This is a genomic window from Rubneribacter sp., from assembly GCF_965361815.1.
In genome coordinates, this window is the sequence record NZ_CBDTNW010000113.1 from 1 (window position 1) to 3,571 (window position 3,571).

The window sequence follows — 3,571 nt, forward strand, 5'->3', positions numbered from 1 at the left end:
GATATCGTCACATTCCCGGTTGTCATACAGCGCTGCAAGGGGCCTCGGAATGTGACGATATCCCCGTCCCCCTGTCACGCCCCTGTCACGCGCCCCTGTCACGCCCCTGTCACGCGCCCCTGTCACGCCCCTGTCACGCGCCCCTGTCATGCGGCAGCATCAAGCCGGAAGCCGAGCCAGACCCCGGGCGCTGCGCCCCCAGCCTCGGCCGCACCCATCGAGGCGCGCAAGCCCCCAACGGCCGCAGAGGGCGGGAGGCGGCCCACGGCCCGGCCGCCTCCCGTTGATGCGCATCGGGGATCCGGGAAGACGGGCCGGGCCGCCGTCGGCCGTCAGGCCGCGAACGGCCTACCTCGCGGCCGGCTCCTGCTGTGTGATGCAGTGGATGTTGCCGCCGCCGAAGACCACCTGGTCGGTCCTCACGCCCACGGCCCTGTACGCGCCCTCGCCCCACGCCTCGTCGAACGCGGCCTGGATCTGCCGCACGGCCAGCGCGTCGTTGGTGTCCCCGTACTGCGGCACAATGACGCCGCCGTTGACGATGAGGAAGTTCATGTAGGAGGCGATGAGCGGCTCGTCGGCCACGCGCGGCTCGGCGTTCTCGTCGGCGTCGATGGAGTCGCAGGACGCCTGGTCCATGTACAGCGGCCTCTCCGGCATGCAGAGCTTCGTCACCTCGATCCTGCGCCCCTTCGCGTCGACGGCGTTCGACAGCGTCTCGTAGGCGGCGCGGCACTCGTGGTAGAACGGGTAGTCCGGATCGTCCGACCAGATGCAGAGCATCTTGCCGGGGGCCACGAAGCACGCCACGTCGTCGATGTGGCCGTTGGTCTCCTCGGGGTCGATACCGTCCTTGACCCAGATGACCTTCTCCACGCCCAGGTAGTCCTTGAGCTTCCCGTCCATGTAGGCGCGCAGCTCCTCGGACCAGGCCGCATGCTCGGTCACCGACGCGTTGCGGCCAGGGTCGAGCAGGCACATGTCGGTGGTGACCACGGTGCCCTCGCCGTCCACGTGGATGGAGCCGCCCTCGAGGATGAGGCTCTCGGGGCGGTAGCGGCGGCAACCGCTCATCTCGGCCATCTTGAGGGCGATCTGCTCGTCTTTGTCCCACGGGAAGTACAGGCCGTTCTCGAAGCCGCCGTAGGCGTTGAAGTGCCAGTGCACCGCGCGCTTGCCGCCCTGGTCGTCGACCACCCAAGTGGCGCCGGTGTCGCGCACCCACGCGTCGTCGGTGGTCATCTCGATGACAGTGACGTTCTCGTCGTCCTCGAACACGGCCTTGGCGTTGGCGTAGTCGGCCTGGTTCACGCACACGGTGACGGGCTCGAACTCGGCGATGGCGCGGGCCACCGCGGCGTACTGCTTCTGGGCGGGCTTGGCGCCCCACGCCCACGTGTCGGTGCGGTGCGGCCAGGCCATCCACACGCGCGCCTGCGGCTCGAACTCGGCCGGCATGCGGTAGCCGTCGGCCTTCGGGGTGGACTCGGACTCGTGAATGGTCTTCATGACGCTTGATCCTTTCTTCGCAAATGCTGATGAACCTTATTTGTCATCCGGCCCGCCCGCCATGGCGGCGGGCCGGATGCGGAACCCGGCGGCATGCCCGGCACCGGCCTTCGCGCGACGTCGGAAACGCTATGCGACCGGCGTTGGCGCAGTCTCGGCGTCGGCCTGCGGCTTCGCCTCGACGCCCTCGCCCCCTGCAATCCCTTCGGCAGCCGTCGCGGCCTCTTCGGCCAAGCGCGCCTCGGCCAGCTCGAGCGTCAGGCCACGGTACTCTTCGGCGCGTCCGCGCTTCGACCAGATGCGAACCGCCTCGCCCAAGATGACGAATACCACCACGCCCACGAGCATGGGGATCTTCGACAACTCCTCCTCCGTGCCGTTGAGCGGCACGATGGTGGCGACGATGGCCAGCACCAGCTCGATGGCGGGAATGGCCAGCATAACGTACATGAGCTTGCCTTTGAAGGGGAAGCGGAACACGCGCTCGCGCCTCGGATCCACCTTGCGCAGCTTCAAAAACGCCGGGAACATGGGGATGTAGCTGATGAGCAGGAACACGACGTTCATGGAGAACAGCATCCAGAAGATACCCTCGGAGATGGCCGGAACGGGCACGAGCTGCAGCATGAGGGCAAGCGACGCCACCACGCCGTTCACGATGGCCGCACCGGTGGGCATCTCGGTCTTGGCGCTCTCGTGCGAGAACACCTTGGGCATGTTGCCGTGCTTCGCCGCGTAGTCGGCCACGAAGTTCACGCCGAACGACCACGACGCCATGTTCGCGAACAGGGTGATCAAAAATACGAAGCAGATGACGACGAAGATCGGAGACGCCTCGCCCACCATGGTCATGACCGCGTAGATCATGCCGAAGTCGGGATCGATCTGGTCGGCCGGGATGGCCGCGCCGATGCCGAAGCTGGCGAACAGGTAGATGGCGCCGATGGCCAGGCCGCCCAGCACGATGGCCTTGGGAATGTCGCGCGAAGGATCCCTCATCGCGCCGGCGAAGGTGCAGATGACCTCGAAGCCCATGAAGTTGAACAGGATGATGGACAGGTACGTGAGCGCGTTCGTGTTCGCGAGGTCGGGCAGGAACGTGGCGGGCGACATGTCGCTGGCGAACCCGTTGTTGGCGGCGTACCAAATGCCCAGCCCGCCCACGGCCACGGCGATGAGCACCTTGAGCACGGCGCCGCCGTTCAAGATCCACGCGGAATCGGACACTTTCGAGAAGCTCATGAGCACGACGATCCACACGAAGGCCAGCTCGATAGCCAAGATGACGGGCAGGTCGAATTCCACGCCGAACACCATTCCCAAGATGTCGGGGAACAGCGTGGCGAGCGAAGCGATCCACAACGGGAAGTTGATCCAGTAGTACCAGGCCACACGGCTGCCCCACGCATCGCCGAACGCGTCGCGGATCCAGTCGTACAAACCGCCGTCGCTGTCGTAGGTGGTGCCCAGCTCGGCCACCACCATGCCGTACGGCAAAAGGAACGTGAGGATGAGGAAGATCCACCAGAAGAACTGCTGGTTGCCGATGGCGGCGGCGGGGGCCGCGGCCTCGGCCACGAACACGAAGCAGATCACCGAGAGGATCACGCTGATGAATGAGAACTTTTTGACTTTGTTACCCATGGTCACTCCCCTTCCAGGGGTTCAGCCCCACCGAGCCGCGCACGCCTTGCGCGCAGGCCCGACCCGGCAGGGCATTCGATCAATGCGCCAACGATTTCCCCGAGCTGGCGTAGTGCGTCAGCGGAAACGGCCGAGGTGCCCGCAGTCCGCGCGGCGGCGAAGTCGAAGCGCGCTTCGGCACGCGGGCCTTCGCCGTCGCGCGAGGACCGGGCGCTGCGGCCGCCCGCAGCGCCCCGACCCGTCCCGCCGGCCGGAAGGCCGACGGGACGGGTCGGCGGGACAGACTACTTGCCGATCTTCGCGAGCACCGCGTTCATGCGGGCCTCGGCCTCGTCGGCCGCGGCGGCGTCGAGCCTCCTGCCCGCCTCGTGCCGCAGGAGCAGGTAGGCCAGTATCGCGCGGATGGAGTGCTTGCGGT

General features: G+C 66.8%; 2 protein-coding genes. Both read right to left on the reverse strand.

The annotated features are described in order from the left end of the window. Nucleotides 1–348 precede the first annotated feature (348 nt). The gene (gene aguA / locus ACWKY3_RS08230) at nucleotides 349–1,509 is read right to left on the reverse strand and encodes an agmatine deiminase (protein WP_449315937.1); all 1,161 of its coding nucleotides are present in this window, start codon (nucleotides 1,507–1,509) and stop codon (nucleotides 349–351) included. Between the two features lie 129 nt (nucleotides 1,510–1,638). Continuing rightward, nucleotides 1,639–3,153, reverse strand: a complete 1,515-nt coding sequence (locus tag ACWKY3_RS08235) for an APC family permease (RefSeq protein WP_449315938.1) — start codon at nucleotides 3,151–3,153, stop codon at nucleotides 1,639–1,641. Nucleotides 3,154–3,571 lie beyond the last annotated feature (418 nt).

Bases quoted from the DNA above. Each gene is read 5' to 3' on its own strand.
- aguA (WP_449315937.1), bottom strand. From the start codon at position 1,509: ATGAAGACCATTCACGAGTCCGAGTCCACCCCGAAGGCCGACGGCTAC.
- ACWKY3_RS08235 (WP_449315938.1), bottom strand. From the start codon at position 3,153: ATGGGTAACAAAGTCAAAAAGTTCTCATTCATCAGCGTGATCCTCTCG.